Annotated in this window: 17 protein-coding genes and 1 riboswitch; of the genes, 15 read left to right on the top strand and 2 right to left on the bottom strand. The window is 45.7% G+C overall.

The genetic code is table 11. From position 1 onward, the window contains the following. Window positions 1–161: 161 nt before the first annotated feature. The 10 genes from Ami103574_RS15900 (at window position 162) to Ami103574_RS14945 (ending at window position 12,921) form a co-directional block, all read left to right on the top strand. Window positions 162–2,240 carry a sigma-54 interaction domain-containing protein gene (locus Ami103574_RS15900; RefSeq protein WP_246213160.1) on the top strand — a complete coding sequence of 693 codons (2,079 nt, stop codon included), beginning with the start codon at window positions 162–164 and terminating at the stop codon, window positions 2,238–2,240. Between the two features lie 422 nt (window positions 2,241–2,662). Next, the gene (gene kdd / locus Ami103574_RS14985) at window positions 2,663–3,694 is read left to right on the top strand and encodes an L-erythro-3,5-diaminohexanoate dehydrogenase (RefSeq protein ID WP_163067759.1); all 1,032 of its coding nucleotides are present in this window, start codon (window positions 2,663–2,665) and stop codon (window positions 3,692–3,694) included. A gap of 79 nt (window positions 3,695–3,773) precedes the next feature. Beyond that, entirely contained in the window at window positions 3,774–4,805 is a 1,032-nt protein-coding gene (gene kdd / locus Ami103574_RS14980; protein WP_163067758.1) for an L-erythro-3,5-diaminohexanoate dehydrogenase, read from the top strand. Between the two features lie 159 nt (window positions 4,806–4,964). After that, window positions 4,965–6,227: a lysine 2,3-aminomutase gene (gene kamA / locus Ami103574_RS14975; RefSeq protein WP_163067757.1), complete on the top strand. Its 1,263-nt coding sequence runs from the start codon at window positions 4,965–4,967 to the stop codon at window positions 6,225–6,227. Window positions 6,228–6,349: 122 nt separating this feature from the next. Continuing rightward, window positions 6,350–7,372 carry a lysine 5,6-aminomutase reactivase subunit KamB gene (gene kamB / locus Ami103574_RS14970; protein WP_163067756.1) on the top strand — a complete coding sequence of 341 codons (1,023 nt, stop codon included), beginning with the start codon at window positions 6,350–6,352 and terminating at the stop codon, window positions 7,370–7,372. 32 nt (window positions 7,373–7,404) lie between these two features. Then, window positions 7,405–9,033, top strand: a complete 1,629-nt coding sequence (gene kamC, locus Ami103574_RS14965; protein WP_163067755.1) for a lysine 5,6-aminomutase reactivase ATPase KamC — start codon at window positions 7,405–7,407, stop codon at window positions 9,031–9,033. A gap of 66 nt (window positions 9,034–9,099) precedes the next feature. Then, window positions 9,100–10,659, top strand: coding sequence for a lysine 5,6-aminomutase subunit alpha (gene kamD, locus Ami103574_RS14960; protein WP_163067754.1), 1,560 nt, complete (start codon window positions 9,100–9,102; stop codon window positions 10,657–10,659). Next, window positions 10,659–11,432, top strand: coding sequence for a lysine 5,6-aminomutase subunit beta (kamE, locus tag Ami103574_RS14955; protein WP_163067753.1), 774 nt, complete (start codon window positions 10,659–10,661; stop codon window positions 11,430–11,432). Before kamD ends, kamE begins: the two co-directional genes overlap by 1 nt. 110 nt (window positions 11,433–11,542) lie before the next feature. Beyond that, window positions 11,543–12,277, top strand: a complete 735-nt coding sequence (locus Ami103574_RS14950) for a CoA transferase subunit A (protein WP_163067752.1) — start codon at window positions 11,543–11,545, stop codon at window positions 12,275–12,277. Further along, window positions 12,265–12,921, top strand: coding sequence for a 3-oxoacid CoA-transferase subunit B (locus Ami103574_RS14945; protein WP_163067751.1), 657 nt, complete (start codon window positions 12,265–12,267; stop codon window positions 12,919–12,921). Before Ami103574_RS14950 ends, Ami103574_RS14945 begins: the two co-directional genes overlap by 13 nt. Window positions 12,922–13,094: 173 nt before the next feature. Here Ami103574_RS14945 and Ami103574_RS14940 read toward each other — a convergent pair whose 3' ends face one another. Beyond that, the gene (locus Ami103574_RS14940) at window positions 13,095–14,330 is read right to left on the bottom strand and encodes an alanyl-tRNA editing protein (protein ID WP_163067750.1); all 1,236 of its coding nucleotides are present in this window, start codon (window positions 14,328–14,330) and stop codon (window positions 13,095–13,097) included. Between the two features lie 153 nt (window positions 14,331–14,483). On the opposite strand from Ami103574_RS14940, the gene Ami103574_RS14935 reads away from it, so the two are divergent. Both Ami103574_RS14935 and Ami103574_RS14930 read left to right on the top strand, forming a co-directional pair. Further along, window positions 14,484–15,248 carry an N-acetylmuramoyl-L-alanine amidase gene (locus Ami103574_RS14935; protein ID WP_163067749.1) on the top strand — a complete coding sequence of 255 codons (765 nt, stop codon included), beginning with the start codon at window positions 14,484–14,486 and terminating at the stop codon, window positions 15,246–15,248. A 282-nt stretch (window positions 15,249–15,530) separates the two neighbouring features. Next, window positions 15,531–17,078, top strand: a complete 1,548-nt coding sequence (locus tag Ami103574_RS14930) for an AraC family transcriptional regulator (protein WP_163067748.1) — start codon at window positions 15,531–15,533, stop codon at window positions 17,076–17,078. A gap of 122 nt (window positions 17,079–17,200) precedes the next feature. On the opposite strand, the gene Ami103574_RS14925 is transcribed toward Ami103574_RS14930, so the two are convergent. Continuing rightward, the gene (locus Ami103574_RS14925) at window positions 17,201–18,376 is read right to left on the bottom strand and encodes a hypothetical protein (RefSeq protein WP_163067747.1); all 1,176 of its coding nucleotides are present in this window, start codon (window positions 18,374–18,376) and stop codon (window positions 17,201–17,203) included. 144 nt (window positions 18,377–18,520) lie between these two features. Then, window positions 18,521–18,645, top strand: a riboswitch (SAM riboswitch). Between the two features lie 107 nt (window positions 18,646–18,752). On the opposite strand from Ami103574_RS14925, the gene metK reads away from it, so the two are divergent. The 3 genes from metK (at window position 18,753) to metA (ending at window position 22,494) form a co-directional block, all read left to right on the top strand. After that, window positions 18,753–19,940, top strand: a complete 1,188-nt coding sequence (metK, locus tag Ami103574_RS14920) for a methionine adenosyltransferase (protein ID WP_216859252.1) — start codon at window positions 18,753–18,755, stop codon at window positions 19,938–19,940. A 218-nt stretch (window positions 19,941–20,158) separates the two neighbouring features. Further along, on the top strand, window positions 20,159–21,484 hold the full coding sequence (locus Ami103574_RS14915) for an aspartate kinase (protein WP_163067745.1): 1,326 nt from the start codon (window positions 20,159–20,161) through the stop codon (window positions 21,482–21,484). Between the two features lie 95 nt (window positions 21,485–21,579). Further along, on the top strand, window positions 21,580–22,494 hold the full coding sequence (gene metA, locus Ami103574_RS14910; protein ID WP_163067744.1) for a homoserine O-acetyltransferase MetA: 915 nt from the start codon (window positions 21,580–21,582) through the stop codon (window positions 22,492–22,494). Window positions 22,495–22,516 lie beyond the last annotated feature (22 nt).

Genomic DNA, 22,516 nt, shown 5'->3' with positions numbered 1-22,516 from the left:
TCTCCTTTGTAAAAATGATGATTTTCCAATAAAGTCGTTTTCCGCCTGCTGAATACAGGCATAAATATTAATTGCAAATCCCGTGCCAATAGGTTATGATTGAAAATAGATAAAAACGAACCGATTTTGGTTCAAGGATAAATGGAAGGAGAACACAGTATATGCTAAATTATGGAATACGGCGGGTTTTGGAACCTAAATATGTGCTGCCCACTTCTGCATGGAAGCTGGACAACTCCAGAGAGATTGCTCCAGAAGAAATGCGTATCTCCATAAGGCGGTTACATTTGGAGACAACTTGCTTTAAACAGATTTGTCTGGAAGCCAATAACCATGAGGAGCAAATCAAGGATAAGATTATGGACATCGTGCTGAAACGGGGGAAATTCCACAATCCGGTTACAGATACGGGGGGGCTGCTCTATGGTATCGTAGATGAAGTGGGGGAGGCCTACAATAACGAAAAGGGCTTTCTGCCGGGGGATGAAGTGCTCTGTAACACCTCTTTGGCCGGCGTGCCCCTGTACATCAATCGCATTATTAGCATCGACCGGGCCTACAAACAGGTAGAGGTAGAGGGGTATGCTATCGTCTTTGATAAAATTCCCGTAGTGCGAAAGCCAGAAGGAGTCCCCCTTAATCTATTGCTGTTTATTTTCAACGAATCCGGCACCCTGTACCGGGTCAGCCGGGAGATTGAAGGCAGAAAAAGCTTTCTGGTTCTAGGCAACAACATCATGACCAATTTGATGTACGGATATGTTATTCGCAAGACGGCAGGGCCGGATGCAGAAATCATGTGTTTGTTCGATAAGAAGACCGACTTGGTCATCGTAGGTAAATCCATTGATAAACTGCTGTCCGAGGTCTTTGATGAGGTTCATTACGTAAACATCCTGCGTCCGATGGAATGCCTGGAAAAACTCAGTATCGATTCTCGATTTGAAATGACTGTCAACTGTGCAGACATCCCGGGAGCGGAGACAATCAACATTTTGGCTACCAAATCCAGCGGTACTGTTATCTTTGCCAACTTTATCAATAACTATAACATTGCCCTCTATATCACTGAATCCATCTCCAAGCACCTGGAGTTGAAATGCGCGGACGGGTACTTGGAAAAGTACGATGAGTTTGATATTGAGGTGGTGCGGGAGCTGGCGCCTTACATCAAAGATGCCGCTTCTTCTACGGCCATTTTTGAGGACGATCTGGCCTATCCGTTGATTCGAGAGGATCGTGTCCTGTCCAGCGAAGGCTATCGGCACAGCATGGCAGAGAATTTCATCTGCGAAAGCAGGGCTATGGCGGTAGTATTAGAAGAAGTGTTGAAGGTGTCCAAGTACGATTGCAATGTGTTGATTACGGGAGAAACTGGTGTTGGTAAGGATAAGATTGCCAACATCATCCAAAAAAACAGCGTGCGGAATATGCAGCCTTTTATTAAAATCAACTGTGCAGCAATTGCACCAAACTTGATGGAATCGGAGTTTTTCGGTTACGAAAAAGGTTCTTTTACCGGCGCCAACGCCTCGGGGAAAAAGGGCTATTTTGAATCTGCGGACAACGGTATCATCTTTCTGGATGAGGTGGGGGAACTGCCTCTGGACATCCAAGCCAAGTTGCTGCGAGTCACCCAAGACGGAGAGCTGTACAGGGTGGGTGGTACTACGCCGATTAAGACGAATGTGCGGATTATTTCTGCTACCAATAGGAATCTGCTGGAACAGATTGAAAAGAAAGAATTTCGTCAAGATCTGTATTACAGGCTCAATGTGTTTCCTGTGCGGATCCCATCTCTTAAAGAGCGAAAGGCTGAAATTCCAGCCTTAGTGCAGCATTTTGTCAAGACTTACAATAAAAAGTATGAGATTAATCGTGGTATCGACGAAGAAGCGGTAGATTACCTGAAAGAACGAAAATGGGTAGGAAATATCCGAGAGCTGGAAAACTCCGTCCAGCGGATTCTCATCAGCGCTAAGGGGGAAAACATCACCTTAATCGATGTAATCAAGTGCCTCAATGATGATTCCTTTGAACAGGTAGATTTCAGCGGGGAAGATAACTTTGAGGAGTTGATTAGCAGAGATTTTGCCCTGGAGCCTCTGGTGGAGAGCTTTGAAAAGAATCTGCTGCGGTACGCCTGCGAGCGGTACGGTTCCACGAGAAAGACCGCTCAAGCCATCGGTATCAGTCAGACGCAGCTGGTGCGGAAAAAGAAGAAGTACGGAATTCAGTAAACGAAGCGAGGATGGACTGTCGAAAAAGCGAAAAAATACAGAGAAGATGACGATAGAAAAATGGCTTAAATACCAGAAAAGTTTAAATGAAAATAACGTGAACCTTAAACGGTTCGCGTTATTTTCTATTTGAACACAAAACGGTTCAAATAGAAAGAGGCGATGAAGCAATAGTTGCAGGTTATAGAGGGCTTCTAGAGAAAGTGGACATAAAAAGGGCTTGGCAAAGCAAAATAGTCATTAATTTTTGTTTAACTGTATATAATATGTAGGAATAGATTTATTATAAAAATTTTCACCATTATGGCATGGATATTGCTTTATATATTGGCGCAAGAATTTTGAAATGCCATAAAGAGGATTGATCCATAAAAATTACTTTTAATTTTTTATGAATAAATTTTTTTTAGGGGGTATTCATTATGAAAAAAGGATGTCCGTACGGAACACACAGGGTTATTTCTCCAAAGGGAGTGCTGCCGCAACCGGCTGATGTGCTCGACAACAACATGGAGATTTACGACAACGAAGTATTGATCGACGTAAAGACTTTAAACATTGACTCAGCATCGTTTACAGAAATTGAAAAGAGAGCTGCAGGAAATATTGAAGAGATTAAAAAGATTATGCTCGGTATCGTGGAGAAGGCTGGCAAGCATAAGAACCCTTGGACTGGCTCCGGCGGCATGCTGATGGGTACCGTCAAAGAAATTGGTCCTGCTTATGTAGGTGATTTAAAGGTAGGCGATAAGATTGCAACTCTTGTTTCGCTTTCACTTACTCCGCTTAGAATTGATGAAATCCTTGAGGTTCGCCCTGATATTGATCAGGTGGACATCAAGGGACTGGCGATTCTATTTCAGAGCGGGATCTATGCAAAGCTTCCCCAGGATATGCCTGAGGGATTGGCGCTGTCCGCTTTAGATGTGGCCGGTGCCCCTGCTCAGACCGCAAAGTTGGTCAAGTCTGGGGATACGGTAGTAGTAATTGGCGGCGGCGGCAAATCCGGTCTTCTCTGCTTGTATGAAGCAAAGAAGAGAGCCGGTGTGACAGGGAAAGTCATTTGCATAGGCGGTTCGGAGAAGTCTACCACAAGAGCCAGAAATCTCCATCTCGCAGATGAATATGTGACGGCAAACGCCACCAAGGCTGTGGAAGTTTATGAGAAAATCATGGAACTGACTAAAGGCAAGCTGGCGGATGTGGTCATTAACTGCGTGAATATAGAAAATACGGAGATGGCTTCAATTCTTTCTTGCAAAGAGCATGGAACAGTTTATTTCTTTTCCATGGCTACAAGTTTTACAAAAGCAGCATTAGGTGCCGAAGGCGTGGGCAAAGACGTTCAAATGATTGTCGGCAATGGATATTGCCAGGGCCACGCTGAAATCACGCTTCAGGAGCTCCGAGAATGCGAGCCACTCAGAGCATTGTTCCAGGAGATGTATGCTTAAAGATTAAATGAAGAAATAAGATAGCTGATTTCGCTGATTTTATTTCGCACTAAGTTTTAGTAGGAGGAAGAAAAACACTATGAAAAAGGGAAGCCCATACGGAACACACAGAGTTATTTCACCAAAAGGAGTATTACCACAGCCGGCAGATGTCATCGATAATACTATGGAGATTTACGACAACGAAGTTCTTATCGATGTTCAGACTTTAAATATTGACTCCGCTAGTTTCACTCAAATCGAAGAACAGGCTAACCACGATGTTGAAGAAATCAAGAAGATTATGCTGGGCATTGTAGAAAAGGCTGGTAAGCACAAGAATCCGGTAACTGGTTCCGGCGGTATGCTGATTGGTACTGTAAAGGAAATCGGACCTGCTTACGAAGGCGACTTAAAGGTAGGAGATAAGATTGCAACACTTGTTTCCCTTTCCCTGACTCCGCTGAAAATCGACGAAATCATTGACGTTCGACCTGATATTGACCAGGTTGACATAAAAGGACAGGCTATCTTATTCCAGAGCGGTTTATACGCAAAGCTGCCGACAGATATTCCAGAAGGATTGGCTCTGTCCGCTTTAGACGTAGCTGGTGCTCCTGCTCAGACTGCTAAGTTTGTTAAGCCTGGAGATACAGTAGTAGTAGTAGGCGGCGGCGGAAAGTCCGGTCTTCTGTGCGTATATGAAGCAAAGAAGAGAGCTGGCATCACTGGTAACGTAATTTGCGTTGACGGTTTTGACAAGTCCTTAGACCGGGCAAAGAAGCTAGGCTATGCAGACCACTACGTACTGGCAGATGCTACAGACGCTGTTGGCATCTACGAAAAGGTAATGGAACTGACAGACGGCAAATTGGCTGATCTGGTTATCAACTGTGTAAACATTGAAAACACAGAAATGTCTTGTATCCTGGCTTGTAAGGATAATGGACTGGTTTACTTCTTCTCCATGGCAACTAGCTTCACAAAGGCTGCTTTGGGCGCAGAAGGCGTAGGCAAGGACATCGATATGATCGTAGGAAACGGCTACTGCAAGGGCCACGCAGACATCACACTGCAGATCCTGAGAGAGAGCGAAGCAATCAGAAAGATGTTCCAGGAACTGTACGCATAATAAAAAAAGATCATAATCTCAGGCGGCGCAGCTATTGGGTCGCCTGATGATGGACCAAGGATATATACGGTCTTGGGGAAGGCCGACAATTTGCTGATTTTATATATAAATAGTGTCCGTTTAAATTTTAATTTTTTACGATGAAAAGGAGAAAGTCAAATGGCTGACAGAAGAAATTGGAAAGACATCCCCCTGTGGAAAGATGTTACGGATGAACAGTGGAACGACTGGCACTGGCAGGTAGACAACCGATTAAACTCTGTAGAGGACATTCAGAAGGTTGTAAAGCTGACTGCAAAGGAAGAAGAAGATATCAAGAAGGTAATGGCTGGATTCCGAGTAGGAATCACTCCTTACTATGCTTCCTTGATGGATCCAGAAGACGAGGGATGTCCAGTTAGAATGCAGGCTGTGCCTATCCTGACTGAGACTCACCGAAGTGATGCTGACATGCTGGACCCGCTGCATGAGGATGAAGATTCTCCAGCTCCAGGATTAACTCATCGGTACCCAGACCGCGTATTATTCTTGATCACTGACCAGTGCTCCATGTACTGCAGACACTGCACTAGAAGAAGAATGGCTGGTGAAACAGATGGCGCTAGATCCAGAGAAGACATCGATGCATGCATCGCATACATCAAGAAGACTCCAGTAGTTAGAGACGTTCTGCTTTCCGGCGGTGACTGTCTGTGCGTAGAAGACGACGTGTTAGAATACATCATCAGCGAACTGAGAAAGATTCCGCACGTAGAAATCGTAAGACTGGGATCCAGAACTCCAGTGGTTATGCCACAGAGAATTACGGACAAGCTGGTTAACATGCTGAAGAAGTATCACCCAATCTGGTTAAATACACACTTCAACCACCCGAAGGAAATGACTCCAGAAGCTATGGAAGCTCTTAGAAAGCTGGCTGACGCAGGTATTCCACTAGGCAACCAGTCCGTATTGCTGAGAGGTGTAAACGATGACGTACACGTTATGAGAAACCTGATGCACCACCTGGTAAAGAACAGAGTTCGTCCTTACTACATTTATCAGTGCGACCTGTCCTTAGGTATCGAACACTTCAGAACACCGGTATCCAAGGGTATCGAGATCATCGAAGGTTTGAGAGGTCACACTTCTGGCTACGCTGTACCGACATTCGTAGTAGACGCTCCTGGTGGCGGCGGAAAGACTCCGGTAATGCCTCAGTACATTATTTCTCAGACTCCGGACAAGGTAATCCTGAGAAACTACGAAGGCGTTATCACTACGTATACAGAACCAGTTGGTCTGCCTAAGCTTCAGTGCAGCTATGAAAACTGCAAGAACGTGGAAGACTACCACTATGAAGGTGTTGCTGGTCTGGAACAGGGCGAAAGAATGGCCATGGAACCACAGGGACTGCTTCGTCACGAAAGAAATAAGCACTAAGCCTAATAGTGCCATAGGCACTTTGGGATAATGACACTGAAATATATGCACCGAGCCGCTTGCCTAAGCAGCAAGGTGCATGTGTTTTCTATATTGCAATGAAAACGGGAAATGGGAATATTATGGGCTTACTAGATAAATTACAAGATCAATATAAAACCCTTTCTATCGTGGGCATGTCAAAGAACGCAGGCAAGACCACGGCCCTTAACTATATCATTGAAGAGGCCATGGACGAGGGCGTGATTTTAGGCATCACCTCCACGGGAAGAGATGGCGAGACCGTTGATCTGGTGACGGGGACGGAAAAGCCCCGGATATTTTTGGATGAGGGAACCATCGTTTCTGTGCCGAAACAGCTGTATGATTTGGCAGATGCGGGTTTGGAAATCCTCAAACTGAGCAAATACTCCACGGCTTTAGGGCAGCTTCTTCTGTGCCGGGTGGTGGAAAGCGGTTACGTTCAGATTGCCGGGCCGGTGAGCACGGCGGAACATCGGGAGCTATGCAAGGAAATGCTTTCCTTGGGAGCAGAACTGATTCTTATTGACGGAGCCATTGACAGAAAATCCATTGCATCACCGGAAACCTCGGATGCCATCATCCTTTCTACGGGAGCCGTGCTCTCCAGAAGCCTGAACAAGGTGGTGGATGAGACTGCTCATACCTTGGAGTTGTACAGCCTGCCGGTTGTTAATGACGCTTTTGTTCGTGAAAACATAGAAGACGAAAATAAAAACCGCAACGTGCTGTTGTTCTCCGGTGAGAAGGTAGACAAGCTAGAATTGAAAACGGGCTTGGGTGCCAGCCGCATCATTGATGGAGCTATCGGCGGTGATACAGATTATATCTATATCCCGGGGGCATTAACGGACAGCGTAGTAGCGGATATCCATCCCAAAAAGTTTAAAAAAATCAAGTTTGTATTGAAGGACCCTACCAAGATTTTTATTGATTCTATTCGCTGGGGCCAGCTGAAAAAACAGGGCTTTTGTGTGGAGGTGCTTCGGAACATTAAGGTGGCGGCTATTACAGTCAATCCTTATGCTCCTTTGGGCTACTCTTTTGAGCACAAGGCCATGATTGACGCCATGAAGGCAGCAGTAGGCGACATCCCGGTGATAGACGTAAAGTATAACGAGTAAGTGATTGACGGGTTGAAGGAGGTATAGGACAGATGAGACTGGCGAATGTGAAGACGAGACGAGAAACTGGACTGAGTTACGTCATGCAGAATATCTACACGGCTACTCCTTTCGGCACCAAGATCATGAAGGAATTGGCGCCCTATATGCCAGGGGAAGAGGAGGCTCTTCGAGAGGAATTTTCCAGAATGGAAAAGATGTCGGAGATGCTGAAAGAGAATCCTAAGTGGCAGGACATTCTTTACGAATGCTTTATGGAGACCAAGGATTGCAGCTATACCTTGGAACGGTCTGAAAATAGCACATTATCAGTGGTGGAGCTCTTTGAGATAAAGAGTTTGCTGTTGATTATGGAAAAGATTAAAAAACTGTTTCTTTCTAAGCCGGAAGCGGTGCTGGAGGAATTCATATTGGAAGATGTGGATAGTATCCTGAATCAGCTAGATCCTGCCATGGAAAGAATCAATACATTTTACATATACGACCAGTTTTCCCCGCGCTTGGGGCCTCTGCGCAAGCAGAGACGCGAATATGAAATCGCTGTCCGCAAAGCGCAGAAGAAGACGAAGCTGTATTTGGAAGAAAAATATAATCTGGATATATCACCCAAGTTTGAATGTATCATTTCCAAGGCGAAGACTGAGCAGGTAGACCTGTTGAGAGAGGTGCCGGAGCTGATCATCAAAGATCAAGACTATGTGAACGTGACTTTTAGCATTAAGCCTTCTGAGGAAGCGGATCAGTTTATCACCAAGATGAATGAACTGACAGCGGAGATTGAGGAAGCAGAGCTGGAAGTGCGGGAGCAGCTGTCCAAAGAAATTTTCAAGCACCGCAATCTAATTGCTGAAAACTGCAAGCGGATGGGGCAGCTGGATTTTATTATGGGCAAGACGGTGTATGCGGAGCAGCACCGGTGTATCAAGCCGGAAATTGTAGCAGAGCATATCCTGGAGTTTGGGGAAGGCCGTCATCTGGAAGTAGAGGATATATTGCTGTCCAAAGAAAAGATCTACTGTCCGGTGAGCATGAACCTAGCCAATGGGGTTTCCTGCATTACAGGTGCTAACATGGGCGGCAAGACCATCAGCCTTAAGCTGGCGGGCCTGGTGCAGCTGTTAGCTCAGTACGGATTCTTTGTCCCTTGCGATTGGGCCAAGGTGGGACTGTGCAACTTTGTTCAAATTCTTATTGGCGATAGTCAGAGTTTGGAAAGAGGCTTGTCCAGCTTCGGCAGTGAAATGGAAGAACTAAAAGAGATATTGGATAACAGCAAATCCCAGTCGTTAATCCTGATCGATGAAATCGCCAGCGGGACCAATCCGGTGGAAGGGTTGGCTCTCACACAAAGTTTAATCGAATATCTCCAAGACAAACCATACATCACGCTGATAACTACTCACTTTGACAATGTTGCCCAGCGGAATATGGTGAAAACCATGCAGGTCATCGGCCTGGAAAACGCAGATTTCAACAAGTTGGACAAAGAGATTAAATATGCCAACAGGAAAGAGCGCATCAACATTATTTCCAGATATATGGACTATAGATTAAAGACGGTGGAACGGGAAGAAGAAATACCAAAAGATGCCCTGAACATCGCCAAGATTTTGGGGCTAAGTGATGAAATCATCAACCGAGCCAGAGATTTAATCAAATAAAATAAGTTATTTTATTGCAGACATTTTTCGCAAGAGAAATGCAAGCAAAGAGGAGGAATGAAAAGGATGGCAGCAAATAAGCTAAACTTAGATCCAAAGAAAATTGACAGCGCACGTTCTTGCGCTGGAAGAATTGCTCAGAGCATGCAGGAATTCATCGACAGACACACAACAGTAAGTACAGAAAGAACTATTCTGCGTCTGTTGGGCGTAGATGGCATAGATGATGTAGAAACACCTCTGCCAAACGTAGTAGTAGATCAGATCAAGGAAGCCGGCGGACTGCCTAGAGGCGTTGCTTACTGGATGGGAAATGCTATGATCCAGACTGGTTTACAGCCGCAGGAAATCGCAGAGAAGATGGCTGCTGGACAGCTGGAAATCACGAAGCTGGATACTGCATCTAAAGAAGATGCAGAAGCAAAGATTTTACCAGTAGTAATGGCTGCTTTGGAAAAGATTAAGGCTCAGACTGCAAAGAGAAATGAGTATATAGCAACTCTGGGAGAAGGCAGAAGACCGTACCTGTACGTAATCGTAGCTACTGGAAACATCTATGAGGACGTAACTCAGGCTCAGGCTGCTGCAAGACAGGGTGCAGACATCATTGCTGTAATCCGAACTACTGCACAGAGCTTGCTGGACTATGTTCCTTATGGCCCGACTACAGAAGGTTTCGGCGGTACCTACGCTACACAGGAAAACTTCCGCATCATGAGAAGAGCCCTGGACGAAGTGGGTGAAGAAGTAGGCAGATATATCCGTCTGTGTAACTACTCTTCCGGCATGTGTATGCCAGAAATTGCTGCTATGGGTGCATTAGAAAGATTGGATGTTATGCTGAACGACGCCATTTATGGTATCCTGTTCCGTGACATCAACATGCAGAGAACATTGGTAGACCAGTTCTTCTCCAGAGTCATCATCGGCTACTGCGACATCATCTTCAATTCCGGAGAAGATAACTACCTGACTACAGATGATGCATACGAAGCGGCTCATACCGTACTTGCATCTCAGTTTATGAACGAACAGTTTGCTGTCATTGCAAACGTAAAAGAACACCAGATGGGTCTGGGCCATGCTTTTGAAATGGAACCAGATATCGAAAATGGTTTCTTATATGAATTAGCTCAGGCTGAAATGGCCAAGGAAATCTTCCCGAATGCTTCCCTGAAGTACATGCCGCCTACAAAGTTTATGACTGGTAACATCTTCAAGGGCCACATTCAGGATGCACTGTTTAACCTGATCGCTGTATGGACAGGTCAGTCCCTCCAGTTGTTAGGTATGCCGACAGAAGCTATTCACACCCCTCACATGCACGACAGATACCTTTCCATTGAAAACGCACAGTATATCTTTAACAATGCAAGAGACCTGGGCGAAGAAGTTGAATTTAAGAAGGATGGTATTATCCAAAAGAGAGCACAGGATGTTCTGGATAAGGCAGACGATTTGCTGAAAGAAGTAGAGTCAGAAAGCTTATTTACAACAATTGAAAAGGGTATTTTCGGCGGAATTAAGAGACCGAGAGACGGAGGAAAGGGACTTGAAGGCGTATGCGTTAAGGATGCAGGATACTTCAATCCATTTATTCCGCTAATGATGGGAGGTGCAAAATAATGACAGCTACTTGCAACACAGCAAATAACAACATTGATTTGACAAAGGTTAAACCTTATGGAGATACACTGAACGACGGACAGATGGAGTTTGCCTTCACATTACCAGTTCCTTACGGAGATGAAGCAAATGAAGCAGCTAAGAACTATGTAAAGCAGATGGGTGTTAATGAACCTTCTTGTGTTTACTCCAAGGACATGGGCGGCGGATTTACGTTCTTCATCGTTTACGGAAAAGCACAGCACACAATTGACTATACAACAATCAAGGTTCCAAAGGTTGATGTAGAAATCATGGACAGAGTAGAGTGTGGCGAATACATTGAGCAGAACATTAAAAGAGAAGTTGTTATGGTTGGAGCCAGCACAGGTACAGATGCACATACAGTAGGTATCGATGCGATCATGAACATGAAGGGTTTCCACGGACACTTTGGTCTGGAGCGGTTTAAGGGCGTTAACGCCATTAACATGGGAAGCCAGGTGCCGAATGAAGAACTGATTGCAAAAGCTATCGAAGTGAAAGCTGATGCGATCTTAGTTTCCCAGACAGTAACTCAGAAGGATGTTCACATTCAGAACTTGACTAACATGGTTGAGCTGATGGAAGCAGAAGGCGTGAGAGATAAGATTCTTCTGATTTGCGGCGGTCCGCGAATCTCTCATGAATTAGCTCAGGAATTGGGTTACGATGCAGGTTTTGGCCCGCACACTTATGCTGAGCACGTAGCATCTTACGTAATCACAGAGATCGTAAAGAGAGGCAGAATCTAGTAATATAGAGGGAATACACCTGCTCGGGCGGCAAGTGCCCGGGCAGGTGTTTATATTATAGAATCGTTTATCATTTAACAAATAATATGAAAAGAAAGGTCGTGTTTTTGATGATTAATAAAATCAGAACAGCCCAAGAAGCGGTAGCAGGCATCCAGGATGGAGCAACTATCATGGTATCCGGCTTCCTCGGCACAGGTACTCCTGAAATCTTAATCGACGCATTGGTGGAAAAAGGTGTAAAGCATTTAACCATTATCGCCAATGATGCAGGTTTGCCTGCATCTGCAACTGGCACTACAGACAGAGGCGTGGCTAAGCTGCTTTCAGCAGGCATGGTAGATCACTTGATCGCTTCCCACGTAGGAATGAATCCGATAGTGGGTAAGGGCATGAACGATGGAAGCTTACAGTGCACTTTGGTGCCACAGGGCAGCCTGGCAGAGAAAATCCGTGCGGCGGGAGCCGGACTGGGTGGCGTGTTGACTCCAACCGGTGTAGGTACACTGATTCAGACTGGTGAAAAAGTGTCCACTGGAGAGCGGGAAATCAGCATTTCCGAAAAGAAAGAAGTCATCACTGTAGACGGAAAGGATTACCTGCTGGAAAAGCCGCTGCATGCAGACTTCGCATTCTGTCGGGCATCCATCTGCGACGAATACGGCAACTTCTCTTGCTCCAAGGCTACCAAGAACTTCAACCACGTGATGGCTATGGCAGCAGACACAGTGATCCTGGCATCTGAAAAGGTGGTAGGCGTAGGTGAAGTAGATGTAGATACCTTTACCACAGCAGGGATCTACGTAAAATACATTGTAGGAGGAGAAGAACCATGGCAGATTTAAAAGCGAGAATTGCTCAGAGAGCAGCAAAAGAGTTTAAAGATGGCGACGTAGCAAACCTGGGTATCGGACTTCCTACCTTAGTAGCTAACTACCTGCCAGAGGGCGTACACATCATGCTCCACTCTGAAAATGGATTTACCGGACTGGCTGGCGCAGCGGAAAAGGGTCAGGAAGATGTCGATGTTATCAATTCTGGTGGAGCGTATGTAACGTATATTCCATCAGGCAACTTCTTTGGTTCCGAAGAAAGCTTTTCTATCATCCGAGGCGGGCACGTAGATGCTACAGTGCTGGGAGCGATGGAAGTAGACGAGCACGGCAACCTGGCCAACTGGATTGTTCCAGGTAAGATGGTAGCAGGCATGGGCGGTGCCATGGACTTGGTAGTAGGAGCGAAGAAGGTTATCATCGCCATGCTCCACACGCAAAAGGGTGCCCACAAAATCCTTAAAGAATGCACCCTGCCGTACACCGCATTGAAAGTGGTAGACATGATTATCACTGAAATGGGCGTTATGGAAGTAACCGATAAAGGGATCGTGCTGACAGAGCTTCACCCAGATTTCACCCTAGAAGACATAAAGGCTGCTACAGGCTGCGAGCTGATTATCAGCCCAGATTTGAAAGCGATGGATGAAGAATAAGAACTTTTCAGTTCAAAAATATTTATAGTAATAAGGCGGTTTCTCTGACTATATCTCGGAGGGGCCGTTTTATATTTTTAGAAGAGAACAGCAGGAAGTCTGCGTAAAAAGAAACCCCCGATTAGAGACAATAGCTAATCGGGGGTTGTTTATGTTTCATTTAGAATAGCCCGCTACCGCAGATGTTTATCCAAGAGGTCGATGAACGTATCCACATATTCGACCTTTGGAAAAATAGCTCTGGCGTTGGTAGAATTACCGCCGCCTTTTCCTTGATAGATGTCGGCATTTTCCTTTACCAGCTTGCCGCAGTCCAGTTTGCCGTCGGAGAACAAGAGCACGGTGTTTTCGGCTCGAGACAGAAGAAGCAGCAGCCGAGACAAGGTCGGAATCAACGGACGGCCGATATGCAGCAGGTCCTCTACCTTCAAGTCACTGTATTCTTTAACCAGAATTCGCTGGTGGCTAGCCTTTGAATCGTTGAGTTCCTCAGAAATCTGGCTTATACGGTCTCTTATGAGGCTCTGTTTGAGCTGGTAAAGCTCATTTTTCACCAGCTTGTACTTTTCCTCCTGGGCAGCTATTTTATCCGGTAAATCGTCAGAATTGGCCGAATAGCGCTGATTAAGTCTGGAGAGAACCTGGTGATATTGATCAAAGAGCTCCATGGCCTTGCTGCCCGCCTCGCAGTAGAGGCGGAACATGCCTTTATAGTTTTCTACTTTCAGTATTTTCAGCAGTCCTACCTGGGCGGCAGATTTGGGATGGGTTCCGCAGCAGGCTACACAGTCTGCTGGCTGGGTGACATCGCCTACGCAGACGATGGTGATGTCCTCCTCCAGGACCAGGACTTTTCTCAAAGGTAGCGTTTCCGCTTCCTCTTTGGTGTCAAAGTGGCGGATGATGACCGGTGTATCGGCCCAGATTACTTGATTTGTTAACTGTTCAGCCTGCTGAGCCATATCCCAGGTCAGCGTTTGAAATGTTGGGTTCTCTTCCAGACTGATATCAATAGTCATATAATTTTCACCCATGTGAAAACCGCGGTTTATGCCGCCGTATTCTCTATAGAGTATACCGGATAGAATGTGCTCTCCACAATGACGCTGCATGTTCAAAAAACGATGATTCCAGTCTATCTTGCAGAAAACTTCATCCCCCGTATTCCAAACGATGTTGCTGTTAGAATCTTCTATTTTATGAAATATTATTCCTTCTTTTTCATATACATCCAAAACCGCTAAATCATTTATTTCTCCTTGGTCACAGCTTTGGCCTCCGCCAGTGGGAAAAAACACGGTTTGGTCTAAAACTAGGATGGAAAACTTTTCCGTTTCAAGGATATCGACGATGATGGCCGTGCAATTTTTTTGATAAGGGTCTTTTTGATAGAGCTTTCTGGTCTTCATAAATTTTCTCCTCACAATTCTTAAATTATTATAACACAAAGAAGAGATTGTGTTATATAATAAATTTAAAGATGTACTAGTTTGCTCTTATGTTTTCCCAAAGGAATAGGACAAAAAGCCTGTCGCATATATATGAGGCAGGAGGCGGAGGATATGAGAGGAAATAACCCAATCAACAAGCTGAAATACGCAGTCTGCATAGGCGTGCTCTGCTTAGTGACAGCTGCCGTACCCATGTACCATGAGGTGCTCCGAAGTGTCGAACAGCTCACGTCCGCTGACGTGCTGCTCATCGATCCGGGACACGGAGGCATGGATGGGGGGGCGGAAAGCGCAAAGGGCATCTGTGAAAAAAATATCAATTTGGCTATTTCCAAGGAGATCCAGCAGTTGGCCCAGGCGGACGGCTGGACGGTGGTACTTACTAGAGAAGAAGATATCAGTCTGGGCGAAGAGGCTAAAGGCTCTATTCGCAGCAAGAAGACTAAAGATTTGCTGGAGCGGAAGCGCATTTTGGCAGAAGTCAAGCCTACGGCGGCCATCAGCATTCACTTGAACAGCTTTAGAGAAGATCGGCGGGTTCACGGAGCCCAAGCTTTTTATCCGGCGGGTTCGGAGACAGAAGCGGTGATTGCAGAGAGTAAACGGCTGGCGGAGGCTATTCAGGAACAACTAAATCAGCAGCTTCAGCCGGAAGAAGAACGGACAGCGCTTTCTAAAAGCGGTGTACTGATCTTAAAAAATCCTGTTTCACCCATCACTATTATAGAATGTGGCTTCCTGTCCAACAGCCAAGAAGCAGAAAAGCTGGAGGATGTCCAGTACCAGAAAGACATCGCGGCCTCCATCTATCAGGGCGTTATGGATTTTAGCCACAAAGAAGCGAAGAAGAAAGTAAAAGTCCTAGACAGCTTATAGAACAGTCCCTATCAGTAAGGGGATAACTTGTGGATAAGTAGAGAACAAAAAAAGTACAAATATAGATAAAACGTTGAAAAATACCTGGTTAGGAATGATTAAATTATCCACAACACTCCGTGTATAAAATTGTATACAATTTTGAATTTAGGTGTGGAAAACTGTGGTAAGCCCATAAATACTCCAATTGGCGGGCTGTTGAAAAATGTTTCGAACAGGTAAGCGATGGTTTATATAATGAGGAGATTCTGGACACATGAACGAGATTTTTTGGAGGTACACATGTTAAAAGAAAAAAGCCACTTTAGAGAGGAATTACCCATCAATGTCATCACTGCTCATATTGAGGAATATCCCACTCACTTTCATGACGATTTGGAAGTGCTCTATGTGTTAGATGGTTCAATCAATGTGAAAAACGGTTATTACAACTACCTGCTGAAACAGGGGGACATTTTTATTTTAAACGACCGAGAGATTCACAGCTTCAGCCGTACTGAAGAGGATAACATGGTCATGATGCTGCAGATGGATCTGGCTTACTTCTCCAATTATTATGGCGATTTGAAAAATAACTTCTTCGTAACAGACATGCACGATGATGAAGAAAGTCTAGATGTGCTGCGGAATATCTTGGGCCGTATCATGATGGAAGTCATTGAAAAGGGTTATGGATACGAGCACAAGGTCATTGAGAGCACCCACAACCTTTTGGCCTGTTTGTTGTCCGATTTCCAATACTTCATCGCGGAGGACGGCAAGTTTACCAGTGAGACAAAAAACAAGGCAAACAAGGTACTGGCGGGACGGCTGAGACGGATTACAGATTACATGTACGAAAATTATACCAGAAAGCTGACGCTTAACGAGATTGCCGAGCGGGAGCGGCTAAGTATTTACTATTTGTCCCATGTAATCAAGGAGGCTACTGGCTTAAGTTTTCAGGACTTGCTCAGTTTCATCCGGGTAGAGGAGTCAGAGAAGCTGCTGCTGGGCACCAATAAAAAGATTGGTGCCATCTCTGAAGAGATGGGTTTTTCTGCCGTGCGGTATTACATCAAGCACTTTAAGACGTGGTTCGATATGCACCCTCAGGAATACCGGAAAAAATGTGGGGACAAGCCTCATGTGCGTAAAAGCATGGCTAGGTATGTGCGCTGTTCACCTCAGGAAATCGAGGAGGCTATCCGCAAGCAGACCAAGGGCGTATATAGCGAATATATCAAAGGAAAGAAGCCAGATCCGGTGATTGTTTCTCTAGATATTCAGCTGGCTTTGGAACAGCAGGATAAGGAAGACCTGTTCATGTGTCAGTTATTGGAGCGGGACGATATGAAACCAATCGCCAGGCCCTATAACTTGATGAAGAGTTTAAAGGAGACCGTGTTGGTCTCCGGTGTTAATTACATTATTACCACCAGTAGTGGTAAGGCAGCGGACATCAACAGCATCAGTATTCTCGTATACAACATCAACGACTTTATTCGCAAAGAGCTGGAGGGTGCAGAGAATCGAGAGAAGATCCATGAGATTTGTTCCCAATATGAAGAAGAAGGCGAGTTCCTGATTAAATGTCAAGGCTTGTCAGGGGATTTTCATGTAAGCCGCTATAAGATTTCTCAGAATAACATTGTCACGGCTTATCAGGAGGGCCTACGGGCGCCAGGAGTGGCCAGCAAGCGAGAAACTTTGATTAGTAGTTGGTCTACCTTACCTGATGTAGAATTCAGCGCTATCACCACTTCTGAGGCTCTCAGCGTACGTTCCACCATGAGAGGTATCAGTGCAGAGATTATCTTAATCGATCGGCAGCATCCAGGGCGGGGCTAAGGGCTGGAATAGAGACAGAAAAAAGGTCAGAAAACGAAAAGGCTCTTAAAGGAAACCCGGAAGGGGTTTCTTTTAAGAGCCTTTGTTATAGGAAAAGATATGTCGGCTGTATCGACCATTCGTTATTCCCGGATGAACTCCAGGAAATCCTCAAAGTCGTCGAAGTCGCTCTGGATAAATTCATAGAGAACTGGTTCTTTGAACTCGTACTTGGACGTCATGTTCAGGTAGTTCCGCAGGTTGCTCTTGCGAAGATCTAGTTCCAAGGATTGAATACTGGATACCTGATAGCTGGCGATAATCATCTGACCGAAATCAGAGATGTAGAACATCCCATAAACATCTTCGTTGAGCCGGAAGACCGCTTGATCTACATGGGCGTTATTCTTATTAAAGGCTAGAAACAACCGGCCGTTTTCGTGAACCGTCATCATAGCGTTGGTGGTAATTTCCGCCAGGCAGCCGTCGATGAACTCATCATTGTCAGTGGCCAGGTCATAAACGGTGATAAACTCCGGCCGTGACAGCATCATGGCTGCTTCCGCAGCGGTGACCTTGAAATCCGATCGCTTGGTCAGACTGGTGATGGTTAACCCATCTAAGGCCACTTCGGAGATAACAATCCGGTAGTTGCTCCCACTTTCAATGAGAGACTCGCATAGATAGGTGCCAGCTTCCCCGTCACAGACATCGATGGTGTTTTTGCACAGGGTGGAGATGGGATAACTGCTGTACGCCTCCAGAGAGGCTGTGCCGTCCGTAAGGAAGGCGGCCGCTTCTAAATCCCGTCCGAAGCAGCGCATTAAGAAATAATTGATTAGCTGATTTTCCGAATGAATGGGATCGCACATCTTTTTCATCAGCGCGCTTTTTTCCTTTGCACTGAGGGTAATGTCCTTTTGCAGGATAAAGTCGTATTCCTCCCGGCCTTTTGGCAGAGAAATAGCCAACCGAAAATTGGTCCGGGCGTATTCCTGAACCAGGTAGCAGGCTTCCTTTTCTGTAAGCTTGACCTTTTTCCCCCCCAAACCGCCCAGCAGGGCACTTTCGATGACAGTAATTTCTTCAATATCATTGCCCATGATGCTTTTATAGGTTTCAAAGCCGTACTCTTCGGCGTCAAAGTAAAAAAATTGATGAAAATCTGAACTCAGGCTTTCATCCTCAATCCCCCAATGTATATAAAGGCCGGTGACGCCCATCAGCCGCGTGTCGGTGACATATGCGCTGATAAACTGTTTACTGCTGTGCAGAGGAGAATCCATACCGCCTCTGATAACTTTAAATTTTCTCTCCAAGATTACCTATCCTTTTCTTTACTAATATAAATTTAGTATACCCCAAAAGGTTATATATTGACAATATGCTATTTCTAGATATAATATAATAAGAAAACAACAATTGAGGCGAAAGGTACAAGTGCCGGTCGTTTCTTAAATAACCCCTTATCAAGAGCGGCGGAGGGAATAGGCCCGACGATGCCCAGCAACCTGTGTACTTGGATGCGCAAGCAGATCAATATAAAAGGTGCTAAATCCTACAGAAGTGGTATTCTGAAAGATGAGGAAAGATTGTCAATATGAAAAATCAGACCTCTTTCCTAAGAGGTTATTTTAGTTTTTGAACAAAAAAATTCATTGCAAGTTATTTTTAGAAAAGAAGAAAGGACGGTATATCATGAAAAGATTATTTACTTCCGAATCTGTAACAGAAGGACATCCAGATAAAATTTGCGACCAGATTTCTGATGCAATTCTAGATGCGATTTACGCTCAAGATCCTTATGGACGAGTAGCTGCTGAGAGCACCACCACTACTGGCTATGCCATGGTTATGGGAGAGATTACCACAAATTGCTACATTGACATTCCAAAGATTGTTCGAGGTGTCATTTGTGATATCGGCTATGACAAAGGCGAATACGGATTTGATGGAAACACCTGCGCCGTTTTAACCGCCATTGATGAGCAGTCTGGCGATATCGCCATGGGTGTGGATAAAGCGCTGGAATACAAAGAAGGTGCCTTAAACGATGCGATTGAAGAGACCGGAGCGGGAGACCAAGGTATTATGTTCGGCTTTGCCTGCAACGAGACGCCGGAGCTGATGCCAATGCCGATTTCTCTGGCTCATAAGCTGGCTTTACAGCTGACGAAGGTTCGTAAGGATGGCACCCTTGCCTATCTGAGACCGGATGGCAAGACTCAGGTCACCGTGGAATACGATGGAGACAAGGTAAAGCGGGTGGATACGGTTTTAATTTCCACGCAGCACGATCCAGAGGCTACGCAGGAGCAGATTCGGGCAGACTTGCTGGAAAAGGTTATCAAGCCTGTGATTCCGGCAGAATTGTTGGATGACGAAACAAAGTATTTTGTAAACCCTACGGGACGGTTTGTTATCGGCGGTCCTCACGGAGATTCCGGATTGACAGGAAGAAAGATCATTGTTGATACCTATGGCGGGTACGCTCGTCACGGCGGCGGTGCTTTCAGCGGTAAAGATCCTACAAAGGTAGACCGTTCTGCTACTTATGCAGCTAGATACGTGGCAAAGAACATTGTAGCGGCTGGCTTGGCAGATAAGTGCGAACTGGAACTGGCCTACGCCATTGGTGTGGCGAAGCCGGTATCTGTTCTGGTAGATACCTTTGGCACTGGCAAAATTTCCGATGAGCAGATTACAGAGCTGGTAAACAAGCACTTTGATTTGAGACCTGCTGCGATCATCCGAGATTTGGATCTCAGAAGACCAATTTACAGGCAGGTAGCAGCTTACGGCCACTTTGGACGGGTTGATATCGATGTGCCTTGGGAAAAAACGGACAAGGCAGCTATCTTGAAACAGGAAGCTGGTCTGTAAAACAGAAGACTGAAAAAGCCGTCCCCATCTACGGGACGGCTTTTGTTGTTTGGTCACAAAAAAAAATCAAAAATTGTTGCAATTCACAAAAAATCTGCGTATAATAAAAAAAGTATACAAAAACTAAATTTTGACCGGGCTGAGTTTTAGCACTGCAAAAAATTGTGAATAGGATATAGAACGAACCAATGTATAGAGGATAGAGGAGGAATTTTCCGGTGGGAATCAAAGTTGCAAAGTTTGGCGGCTCATCTGTGGCTGATGCCATACAGCTGACAAAGACGAAAGAGATCATTGAAGCGGATCAAGAGAGAAGGTATGTGGTAGTATCTGCTCCCGGAAAACGATACGATCAAGACAACAAGATTACAGACCTTTTATATCTGTGCAAGACTCACATTGAACACAATCTGCCCTATGAGCAGGTCTTCCAGGTTATCTGTGACCGGTATATGGCCATGGAAATCAACTTGGGCGTAGAGGTAGATTTGTTAAAGGAATTTGATGAGATTAAAAGAAATCTTCAGGAAGGGGCTTCTTCCGATTATATTGCCAGCAGGGGCGAATACTTGAATGCCCTGATGACGGCGGCCATGCTGGGTTATGACTTCGTGGACACTGCGGGACTGATTCTCTTTGACGAGAAGGGACGCTTCTTAGAAGAAGAGACAAATAAGGTGCTGGGAGAGGTGTTGAAAAAGCATGAGCGGGCGGTATTGCCAGGCTTTTATGGAACCTATCCAAGCGGAAAGATTAAGACTTTTTCCAGAGGCGGTTCTGATATTACTGGTGCTATTGTAGCCAGAGCGGTAGGGGCGGATGTGTATGAAAACTGGACGGATGTATCAGGCTTTCTCATGGCTGACCCTCGAGTCGTGAAAAATCCCCGGCCAATTAGCCGGATATCCTATAAAGAATTGAGAGAACTTTCTTATATGGGAGCTTCTGTCCTTCATGAGGATGCAATTTATCCGGCCAGAGTAGCGGGTATTCCAATTAATATCCGCAATACCAACCGGCCCACAGACCCGGGTACGACCATTGACGCCGAGGTTAACATCCAGAAAGGGCAGATTATTACTGGCATTGCCGGAAGCAAGGACTTTTCGGTTATTGCCATCTACAAGAATGGGCTCAGCCAAGAAAGCGGCTTTATCCGTCGGCTCAGCAGTATTCTGGAGGATTACAATATTTCCATCGAGCACATGCCGAGTGGCATCGACACCTTATCTATTGTCGTTTCGGATCATAGCATTGATGGAAAACTGGATGAGGTCATCGAGGAAATCAAGCGGAAACTGGATCCGGACAGCATCGAGGTTTTCGACGATATGTCCTTAATTGCTACCGTAGGGGCAGGGATGTCCAAGCGGTTGGGGGTATCCGCCACCTTATTTACGGCTTTGGCCGAGTCCGGAGTTAATGTGCGGATGATTGACCAGGGTTCTAGCGAAATGAACATCATCGTCGGTGTGGAGACCAAACATTTCAATCAAGCCATCCAGGCAATTTACAACGCCTTCGTGGAAAAAGCGGAGGCTTGAGGCACACAGCAGCGGGCCTGAAGGTCTGCTGCTTTTTCAACTGGAATTGGGGCAGGCCCCGTGTGCAACCTGCTTAAAGAAAGGGGTGGAACCTTATGCCACTGATTATACCAGACAAATTGCCAGCAGGAGATCTGCTGCAAAAGGAAAATATCTTTGTGATGCACGATGGAGCCGCTACCAGCCAGGATATTCGGCCGCTGCGGATATTGATGGTAAACCTCATGCCAGATAAAGCGGCAACAGAGACTCAATTGGCCCGAGTACTGGCCAATTCACCGTTGCAAGTAGAACTGACCCTGGTTCGCATGGGTACCCATGATGCCAAAAACGTGCTAGAGGAATATCTAGAGATGTTCTACAAAACTTTCGAGGAGATTCGCGAGGAGCGGTTTGACGGCATGATTCTTACAGGCGCCCCAGTGGAAACCTTGGAATTTGAAGAGGTGGACTATTGGGAGGAACTGTGCGCCATCATGGAATACGCCAAGACTCATGTATACAGCAGCATGTTCATCTGCTGGGGAGCGCAAGCAGGCTTATATTACCATTACGGCATTCAGAAGAAGCCTTTAAAGGAGAAAATCTTTGGGGTCTTTGAGCATAAGGTCCTTCGGCCTCACACCCCGTTGGTCAGAGGCTTTGATGACGTATTTTGGGCTCCCCATTCTCGATATACACAGGTTTTACGGTCGGAGCTGGAGGCCCATGACGAGATTCGCATTTTAGCGGAATCTGAGGAGGCCGGACCGCACATACTGGCCACCGACAACGGCAGGCAGATTTTCGTCATTGGCCATCAGGAGTATGACCGGGAAACCTTGGGCTTAGAATATTACCGGGATGTGCGGAAAGGCGGCTCCGTACAGGTACCGAAGAATTATTTTAAGGACGAGCAGCCCGGCAAGGACGTGGTTATGCGCTGGCGGGGGCACGCCAGTATGCTCTTTACTAACTGGCTAAACTACTATGTTTACCAGGAGACCCCTTATGATTTGAGCAAGATGTAGAAAATATAAACAAATAAGGATA

Origin of the sequence: Aminipila butyrica, from assembly GCF_010669305.1 — a bacterium.
GTDB classification, from domain to species: domain Bacteria; phylum Bacillota; class Clostridia; order Peptostreptococcales; family Anaerovoracaceae; genus Aminipila; species Aminipila butyrica.
Note: the sequence above shows the minus strand (reverse complement) of the source record. Positions and strands in the feature narration are given on the sequence as shown.

Excerpts from the sequence above, each read along its gene's own strand:
- Ami103574_RS14935 (WP_163067749.1), top strand. The coding sequence starts at position 14,484 with ATGAGAGGAAATAACCCAATCAACAAGCTGAAATACGCAGTCTGCATA.
- metA (WP_163067744.1), top strand. The coding sequence starts at position 21,580 with ATGCCACTGATTATACCAGACAAATTGCCAGCAGGAGATCTGCTGCAA.
- kamE (WP_163067753.1), top strand. The coding sequence starts at position 10,659 with ATGACAGCTACTTGCAACACAGCAAATAACAACATTGATTTGACAAAG.
- Ami103574_RS14950 (WP_163067752.1), top strand. The coding sequence starts at position 11,543 with ATGATTAATAAAATCAGAACAGCCCAAGAAGCGGTAGCAGGCATCCAG.
- kamD (WP_163067754.1), top strand. The coding sequence starts at position 9,100 with ATGGCAGCAAATAAGCTAAACTTAGATCCAAAGAAAATTGACAGCGCA.
- kamB (WP_163067756.1), top strand. The coding sequence starts at position 6,350 with ATGGGCTTACTAGATAAATTACAAGATCAATATAAAACCCTTTCTATC.
- kdd (WP_163067759.1), top strand. The coding sequence starts at position 2,663 with ATGAAAAAAGGATGTCCGTACGGAACACACAGGGTTATTTCTCCAAAG.
- kdd (WP_163067758.1), top strand. The coding sequence starts at position 3,774 with ATGAAAAAGGGAAGCCCATACGGAACACACAGAGTTATTTCACCAAAA.
- Ami103574_RS14940 (WP_163067750.1), bottom strand. The coding sequence starts at position 14,330 with ATGAAGACCAGAAAGCTCTATCAAAAAGACCCTTATCAAAAAAATTGC.
- kamC (WP_163067755.1), top strand. The coding sequence starts at position 7,405 with ATGAGACTGGCGAATGTGAAGACGAGACGAGAAACTGGACTGAGTTAC.
- kamA (WP_163067757.1), top strand. The coding sequence starts at position 4,965 with ATGGCTGACAGAAGAAATTGGAAAGACATCCCCCTGTGGAAAGATGTT.
- Ami103574_RS14945 (WP_163067751.1), top strand. The coding sequence starts at position 12,265 with ATGGCAGATTTAAAAGCGAGAATTGCTCAGAGAGCAGCAAAAGAGTTT.
- Ami103574_RS14930 (WP_163067748.1), top strand. The coding sequence starts at position 15,531 with ATGTTAAAAGAAAAAAGCCACTTTAGAGAGGAATTACCCATCAATGTC.
- Ami103574_RS15900 (WP_246213160.1), top strand. The coding sequence starts at position 162 with ATGCTAAATTATGGAATACGGCGGGTTTTGGAACCTAAATATGTGCTG.